The sequence below is a fragment of the Candidatus Streptomyces philanthi genome (genome assembly GCF_059553635.1).
Genome location: NZ_JCANQV010000009.1, coordinates 42,604 through 49,436, shown reverse-complemented (window position 1 = coordinate 49,436; position 6,833 = coordinate 42,604). Strand labels below are relative to the sequence as shown.

Below are 6,833 nucleotides of genomic sequence, written 5' to 3'. Positions count from 1 at the left end.
ACCAGTACACAGCCGCGCACGGGGCGGGTCGCCGCCGCGGCGTGCCCGGTCGCGTGCACCCGCAGCGGCAGGCCCCGCGCGGTCGCGTACCGGATCGCCGTCCGTACGTCCTCGACACCGCGGGCGGTGAGCGCCGCGGCCGGTTCGGCCGGCGCCGCCAGGTTGAAGACCTGTGCCGCCTCCGCGTACGCCGGCTCACCGGGCAGGGCGATCCCCGTCATGACGTGCTCCCCTTTCCTCCGTGACCCCGGGCGCCGTTCACCGGGTCCGCTCGGCCGTCAGGAACAGGAAGGTGCCCGGACCCGACTCCTCGCGCACCGTCAGCCCCGCCTCGTCCACCCACCGCCGGACCTCGGCGCGCGTGAAGAGACGCAGGCCGTCGGTGTGTTGCGGGAAGCGGTGGGAGCGCTGGAAGTAGCGGTAGACCGGGTCGGCGGCGTAGGTGAACGTCATCAGGGTGAGGGTGCCGCCGGGACGCAGGCAGCGGCCCGCCTCGGCGATCGCCCGGGGCGCGGCGGCGGGGAACGCCTGGAGCGCGTTCCAGCACAGCACCGCGCCCAGCGACGCGTCCGCGAAGGGCAGGTCCGCCGCGTCGGCCAGCACCGCCGGCACCTCGGGCAGCCGCGCCCGCAGGACGTTGAGCATGGGCGGCGCGTTGTCGACGGCGATGACCCGGTCGGCGCCGACGGCCTTCGCCAGCGTCGTCGTCCAGCGGCCCGCCCCGGCCGCCAGGTCGAGCACCGGGCCGGCGACCGGCCGCACCTGGGCGGCGATGTACCGGTCCTCGTCGTCCGGCGTCACCGGCAGACCCCAGTTCATCCCGGACACCCGCAGGAACGCCGGGCGGGCCACCGCCTCGTAGAACAGGCCCATGCTGGGCATCTGCGACAGCTTCAGCAGGAAGTCGTCGCGGCCGCCGTCGCCCGCCCCGGGGGTGAGGTCGAGCAGTCCGCCGGCGGCCGGGTACACCGCCGCGCAGCCGGCGCACCGCGCGCCGTCGTCCCGGAGGTCCAGCGCGCGCCGGCAGGACGGGCAGCGGAGCGCGGCGGAGTGCCGGGCGAGGAGGCCGGTGCCGGAGGCGGCGTCCGCCACCGCGCGGTCCCGGGGCGGGAGCACGGGGGCGGGGACGGTGGCGACAGGCCCGTTGCACACGGACCAGTACGCCTTGGCGCCGGAGTAGCCGCGGACGGTGCGGGTGTCGTTCTCCCAGGCGGCGGCGGCCTGTTCGGGGGTCAGCGCGTCGATCCAGGCGCGGTCGAAGCCGCGCTCGTCGTCGGTGAGGCACCACGCGGAGGGGGACGGCCAGACCCGGCCGAGGTCCGGTGCGCGCGGGTCGAGGCGCCGCAGCGCGCGGTCGAGCCGCGAGGTGTCGTCCGCGTCGAGACCGAGGGGCGCGACGGCGGCGAGCACGCGGTCGCGGTCGTCGGGGAAGTGCGACAGGAGGTAGAGCAGCGCCGGCGTCAGCGGGTGGCCCGCTGTCTCCGGGCGCAGCAGGTCCAGGTACAGGCCGAGGCCCGCACGGACCGCCCGGAAGGTCTCGGTGCCGGGGGAGGCGGGCCGGCCCTCGGCGAGCAGGCCGAGCAGGACGGCGAGATGGCCCTGGTGGGCGTCGTCGGCGAGGGGCAGCCGCGCCACGAGGGCGCGTGCGCCGTCCGCCGCGTCCTCGGTGAGGGCGCCGTCCCGCCACAGGGCGGCGGCCAGGCGCTGGAAGGGGGCGTCACGGGCGTCGGGCGGCGCGTCGGTGAAGGCGTCCAGCAGGGCGGCGACCGCCGGCCGGACCGGGGGAGCACTCATCGGACCGTGTCCTTTCCTCGGAGGCGGGCCGCTCCCGGGGCGTCGCCCGGTACGGGGCACCCGCAGACCAGATCGTGGCACCGGCGCCGCGCCACGGCTTCTCTCCCCGTGCTCACCTGTGAGCGGAACAGGAACGGAACGGGGCGGGCGGACTGTCGATTCCGGTACCTCCCCGTTCGTCGTCACGATGGGGGACGGTTCCGCCGCCGTTGCCCGCGTGGCTGAAGTGGCCGCTGCGCGGCAGACGCGGAAGAATCGTCGAGGGCACGGCCGTTGCGCATGCCCGGTCCACGCCGGCGGTGCCGGCCGGAGGAAGCAGAAGGAGAAGAAATGCCCCAGTACGCGGTCCTGATCTTCGAGCAGGTGCCCCCGGAGGAACTGCCGCCGGAGGTCCTGGAGGAGCACGGGCGGGTCGCGGCGGGAGTCGAGCGGCTGGGCGCCAGGATCGTGAACGAGCAGGCGATGCAACGGCCGGGAACGGCACGGACGGTCCGCGGCGACATCGTCACCGACGGGCCGTTCATCGAGACCAAGGAGGCCCTGGGCGGTGTCTTCGTCGTCGAGGCACGCGACATGGACCACGCGGTGGCCGTGGCCAAGCTGGTGCCCATCGTCCGGGGCGGCGTCGAAGTACGGCCGCTGATCCAGGAGTAACGCCCCTCCATGTCCCCCGTGGAACACGCCGTCGCGGAGGCACACCGCCGCGAATGGGCCTTTGTGCTGGCCGCGACGGCGCGCGTGGCACGCGACCTCGACCTCGCCGAGGAGTGCGTGCAGGAAGCCTATGTGACCGCGCTGGACGCCTGGGCCCGCGACGGCGTGCCCCGCAACCCCGGCGCCTGGCTCACCACCACGGCCAAACGCAAGGCCCTCGACGCGCTGCGCCGCGAACAGACGCTGCGCGCCAAGCTGCCGCTGCTGGTGGAGCCCGACGTCGTGGACGACGCCGACGACGACCGGGGCGCGGTCCCCGACGACCGCCTCCGCCTCATCTTCACCTGCTGCCACCCGGCCCTCGCCAGGGAGGCGCAGGTGGCCCTGACCCTGCGGCTGGTGTGCGGGGTGAGCACCGGCGACATCGCCCGCGTCCTGCTGGTGTCCGAGACCACCATGGCGGCCAGGCTCACCCGGGCGAAGAAGAAGATCTCGGCCGCCGGCATCGCCTACCGCGTCCCGGACGAGGAGGACCTGCCCGAGCGCCTGGACGCCGTCCTCACCGTCATCCACCTGCTCGGCACCGCCGGGCACACCGCGCCGTCCGGGGACCGCCTGGTCCGCGGCGACCTGGTGGAACGCGCCCTGGACCTGGCCCGCATGCTGCGCGGCCTGATGCCCCATGAGCCGGAGGTCCCCGGACTGCTGGCCCTGCTGCTGCTCACCGACGCCCGCAGCGGCACCCGGACCGACGCCGGCGGCCGGCTGCTGCTCCTGTCCGAGCAGGACCGCTCGGCGTGGGACAAGGACGCCATCGAGGAGGCGCATCTGCTGGTCGTCGAGGCGCTGCGGGCCCCCGGCCACCCGGGCCGGTTCGCGCTCCAGGCCGCCATCGCCGCGCTGCACGCCACCGCGGACAGCTACGCCGAGACGGACTGGCCCCAGGTGCTGACGCTCTACGACGCGCTGATGCGGGTGTGGCCCTCACCGGTCGTCGCCCTCAACCGGGCCGTCGCCGTCGCGATGGTACGCGGCCCCGGCGCGGCGCTCGCCGAGGTCGAGTCCCTGGAGGACGGGGGACGGCTGGCCAACTACCGCTACCTCCAGGCGATCAAGGCGGATCTGCTGCGCCGGCTCGACCGCCGCTCCGAGGCCGTCACCGCCTACCGCGCGGCCCTGGACTTCGCCGACAACGAGGCCGAACGCGCCTTCCTCACCGAGCGCCTCACGGAACTCGCGGGCGGCTGACCGCCGGGGCGTGCCGTCACGGCCCGCCCTCCGGGCCGACGGCGGGGAGGTGAACGGGCCCCAGGGAGCACATGCGGAGATGCGCGGGGCAGCGGCCGGGCCGGACGATGCAGGGGCAGGGACGAGCGGCCCGGTGCCCCGTCCCCCGTAGTGGAGCACCTCGAACCGAACGGGGTCACACCATGCGACCTTTCCGCGTCCGCGTCCCCCAGGAGGACCTCGACGACCTGCGGGCCCGCCTCGACCGCACCCGCTGGCCCGACCAACCGCCCGGCACCGGCTGGGAACGCGGCGTCCCCGCGGACTACCTGCGGGAACTGGCCGGGTACTGGCGGACGGAGTACGACTGGCGGGCCGCGGAGGCCCGGCTGAACGGCCACCCGCAGTTCCGCACCACCATCGACGGCGCCACCGTGCACTTCCTGCACGTCCGCTCCCCGGAACCCGTCGCGACGCCCCTGCTCCTCACCCACGGCTGGCCGGGCTCGGTCTTCGAATTCCTCGACGTCATCGGCCCGCTGACCGACCCCCGCGCCCACGGCGGCGACCCCGGCGACGCCTTCCACCTGGTGATCCCGTCCCTCCCCGGGTACGGCTTCTCCACCCCGCTGCGGCAGACCGGCTGGCACGTCCCCCGCATCGCCGCCGCCTGGGCCGAACTGATGCGGCGGCTCGGCTACCCGCGCTACCTCGCCCAGGGGGGCGACGCCGGCTCGGTGGTCTCCCTGGAACTCGGGCGGTGCGACCCGGACCACGTGATGGGCGTCCACGTCAACATGCTGATGACGTTCCCGACCGGGGAACCTGGCGAACTCGACGACCTGAGCCCCTCCGACCTGGAACGCCTGGCCCGGCTCAGCCGCTTCGAGACGGACCTGTCGGGCTACATGAAGGTGCAGCAGACCCGGCCCCAGACCCTCGCCTACGCCCTGACCGACTCACCCGCCGGCCAACTCGCCTGGATCGTCGAACGGTTCCACGACTGGACCGGCACCGACAAGCTCCCCGAGGACGCGGTCGACCGGGACCGGATGCTCACCGTCGTCACGCACTACTGGCTGACCGCCACCGCCGGCTCCTCGGCCCAGTTCTACTACGAGGGCGCCGCGGCCGTGCGCAGCGCGGCGAGCGGACAGCGACCGGAGCCCCCGGCCGTCCCCGTGGGCGTCGCCGTCTTCCCCCGTGACATCTTCGTGCCCCTGCGGCGTCTCGCCGAACGCCAGCTGCCCACCCTCACCCACTGGACGGAGTGCGACCGCGGCGGCCACTTCGCCGCGATGGAGCAGCCCGGCCTCCTGGTCGGCGACATCCGCGCATTCGCCCGCTCGCTGCGACGGCCCCCCACCGGCGGCCGGTGACCCACGGAAGGACGCCATGGCCCCCTCGACCCTGCACGGACGCTTCGCGCTCCAGGCCCGCCGGACCCCCGACGCCACGGCGGTGTCGGCGGACACCCTCCGCCTGACCTACCGCGCACTGGACGAACGGGCCAACCGGCTCGCCCACCGGCTCCGGGGCCTCGGCGCGGGACCGGACGTCCCCGTGGCCGTACTGATGGAACGCTCCGCCGACGTCGTCGTGGCCTTCCTCGCCACCCTCAAGGCCGGCGGCTGCTACCTGCCCCTGCACGAGGCGTACCCCCTGGAACGCATGCAGCAGATCATGGACCGGGCCGGCCGGCCCGTCCTGCTCACCGACGCGGCCATGCGGGAACGCGGACTGCCGCGCGCCCGCGAGACCCTCCTCCCGGCCGAGGACCCCGCGCTGCCCGCACTGCCCGCCACCGACCCCGGCGCGCCGGTGCGCCCGGAACACGCGGCACACGTGATGTTCACCTCGGGCTCCACCGGGCGGCCCAAGGGCGTCGTCGCCACCCACCGCGGCGTCCTCGACGCCGTACTGGACTCCTGCTGGGACGGCGGCCGGCACACCCGCGTCCTCCAGATCGCCCCGCACGCCTTCGCGGTCTCCTCGTACGAGATCTGGGTGCCGCTGCTGCACGGCGGGCGCGTCGTCGTCGCCCCGCCCGGAGCGCCCCTCCAGGCCACCACCCTGCGGCGCCTGATCACCGAGGAGGAGATCACCGGCATCCATGTGACCGCCGGGCTCTTCCGCGTCCTCGCGGACATCGCGCCGGACTGCTTCACGGGCGTACGCGAGGTGCTGACCGGCGGCGACGTCATCGCGCCCGCCGCGGTGCGCCGGGTGCTCGACGCCTGCCCCGGCACCGTGGTCCGCGCGATGTACGGCGCGACCGAGACGACACTGTTCGCCGTCAGCGCGCCGATGACGGCCGAGGACCCGCCCGAGGAGTACGTCCCGGTCGGCCGCCCCATGGACGGCGTACGCGCCCACCTCCTCGACGACACCCTCACCCCGGTGCCCGACGGCGCCGCCGGCGAACTGTACCTGGCCGGCGAGCGGCTCGCCCGCGGCTACCTCGGCAGCCCCGGGCTGACCGGCGAACGCTTCGTCACCGACCCGTTCTCCGGCGGGCGGATGTACCGCACCGGCGACCTCATGCGCCGCACCCCGCAGGGCACCCTCGTCTTCGCCGGCCGCGCCACCGACCAGATCAAGATCCGCGGCTTCCTGGTGGAGCCGGGCGAGGTCGAGGCCGTCCTGGAGCGCCACCCCGGCGTCGCCCAGGCGGCGGTGGCGGTACGGGAGCACGGCACCGGCGGCAAACGCCTCGTCGCCTGCTTCGTCCCCCGCACCGAGGACTGCGACGCGGCCGCGCTCCGCGCCCACGCCCGCGCGCTGCTGCCCTCGTACATGCTGCCGTCCGCCTACGTACGGATGGACGCCCTGCCGCTGAGCCCGAACGGGAAGCTGGACCGCGCCGCCCTGCCCGACCCCGCCTCCCCGGACGCGCCGGCCTACCGGGCACCGCGCGGCGAGCGCCAGGAGACGCTGTGCGCCCTGTTCGCCGAAGTGCTCGGCACGCCCCGGGTGGGCCTGGACGACGACTTCTTCGACCTCGACGGGCAGTCCCTGCTGGCGGCCCGCCTGGTCGGCCGCATCCGGGCCCGGCTCGGTGTCGAACTGTCGGTCGGCGATGTGTTCGACGCCCCCACGGTCGCGGACCTGGACGCACGGATCGCCGCCCTCACCGCCTCCCGATGACCCGCGGGACA

Annotated in this window: 5 protein-coding genes and 1 pseudogene; 4 read left to right on the top strand and 2 right to left on the bottom strand. The window is 75.1% G+C overall.

The annotated features are described in order from the left end of the window. Nucleotides 1-221: pseudogene (locus AC51EU_RS02800) on the bottom strand (FAD-binding protein); the annotation flags it as partial. A gap of 37 nt (nt 222-258) precedes the next feature. Further along, nucleotides 259-1,794, bottom strand: coding sequence for a class I SAM-dependent methyltransferase (locus AC51EU_RS02795; protein ID WP_496265003.1), 1,536 nt, complete (start codon nt 1,792-1,794; stop codon nt 259-261). Nucleotides 1,795-2,124: 330 nt separating this feature from the next. Here AC51EU_RS02795 and AC51EU_RS02790 point away from each other — a divergent pair, with 330 nt between their 5' ends. The 4 genes from AC51EU_RS02790 to AC51EU_RS02775 all read left to right on the top strand — a co-directional run bounded on the left by AC51EU_RS02790 (nt 2,125) and on the right by AC51EU_RS02775 (nt 6,822). Further along, a complete protein-coding gene (locus AC51EU_RS02790; protein ID WP_496265001.1) occupies nt 2,125-2,448 on the top strand; it encodes a YciI family protein in 324 nt (107 codons plus the stop codon). Between the two features lie 9 nt (nt 2,449-2,457). Further along, nucleotides 2,458-3,696, top strand: coding sequence for an RNA polymerase sigma factor (locus AC51EU_RS02785; RefSeq protein ID WP_496264999.1), 1,239 nt, complete (start codon nt 2,458-2,460; stop codon nt 3,694-3,696). A gap of 182 nt (nt 3,697-3,878) precedes the next feature. After that, nucleotides 3,879-5,054, top strand: a complete 1,176-nt coding sequence (locus tag AC51EU_RS02780) for an epoxide hydrolase family protein (RefSeq protein WP_496264998.1) — start codon at nt 3,879-3,881, stop codon at nt 5,052-5,054. 16 nt (nt 5,055-5,070) lie between these two features. Beyond that, nucleotides 5,071-6,822: an amino acid adenylation domain-containing protein gene (locus AC51EU_RS02775; RefSeq protein ID WP_496264996.1), complete on the top strand. Its 1,752-nt coding sequence runs from the start codon at nt 5,071-5,073 to the stop codon at nt 6,820-6,822. Nucleotides 6,823-6,833 lie beyond the last annotated feature (11 nt).

Bases quoted from the DNA above. Each gene is read 5' to 3' on its own strand.
- AC51EU_RS02790 (WP_496265001.1), top strand. From the start codon at position 2,125: ATGCCCCAGTACGCGGTCCTGATCTTCGAGCAGGTGCCCCCGGAGGAA.
- AC51EU_RS02780 (WP_496264998.1), top strand. From the start codon at position 3,879: ATGCGACCTTTCCGCGTCCGCGTCCCCCAGGAGGACCTCGACGACCTG.
- AC51EU_RS02795 (WP_496265003.1), bottom strand. From the start codon at position 1,794: ATGAGTGCTCCCCCGGTCCGGCCGGCGGTCGCCGCCCTGCTGGACGCC.
- AC51EU_RS02775 (WP_496264996.1), top strand. From the start codon at position 5,071: ATGGCCCCCTCGACCCTGCACGGACGCTTCGCGCTCCAGGCCCGCCGG.
- AC51EU_RS02785 (WP_496264999.1), top strand. From the start codon at position 2,458: ATGTCCCCCGTGGAACACGCCGTCGCGGAGGCACACCGCCGCGAATGG.